This window comes from Gilvimarinus gilvus, assembly GCF_030518155.1.
Taxonomy (GTDB): Bacteria; Pseudomonadota; Gammaproteobacteria; order Pseudomonadales; family Cellvibrionaceae; genus Gilvimarinus; species Gilvimarinus gilvus.
This window is the reverse complement of record NZ_JAULRU010000763.1, coordinates 1-428: the sequence shown is the minus strand read 5'-3', so window position 1 is coordinate 428 and position 428 is coordinate 1. Positions and strand designations below refer to the sequence as shown.

Annotated in this window: 1 protein-coding gene and 1 pseudogene; both read right to left on the bottom strand. The window is 62.1% G+C overall.

Features of this window, described 5'->3' with window-relative positions; genetic code table 11:
* On the bottom strand, nucleotides 1-220 hold a 220-nt coding region (locus QWI17_RS19455), incomplete at its 3' end, for a YceK/YidQ family lipoprotein (protein ID WP_302724192.1).
* Nucleotides 217-428 (bottom strand): annotated as a pseudogene (locus QWI17_RS19450) (hypothetical protein); the annotation flags it as partial. The gene QWI17_RS19455 and the pseudogene QWI17_RS19450, both read right to left, overlap by 4 nt.

The window sequence follows — 428 nt, the reverse complement described above, 5'->3', positions numbered from 1 at the left end:
TATCAAGCAGCATGCTACCTGGCAGGTCCAGCCCCGGATAGCTCGGGGCTTGAGCCCCAAACCGATCCTGCGGGCAGCAACCACCGTTGATCACATACAGATCCAGACGCGTACCGGCATACACCACCGGCCCCCCCGGCTTGTTGGCATCCAGCGTGCGCACCGTGGCACAACCACTGAGCAACCCCAGCGCCAGCAAGCCGGCCAGCGCCCGTTTCAATCATCCACCCCGAAATGGTGCTCGCCCCAACGCGGCAGCATGTCCTGGGGAATGTTCAGCAGGTTGAGAATGCGCGCCACAACGAAGTCGACCAGGTCGTCGATGGTTTGCGGCTGGTGATAGAAGCCCGGCGCCGCCGGCAGAATCACCGCGCCCATCTGCGACAACTTGAGCATGTTCTCCAGGTGAATGGTGGAGAATGGCGCTT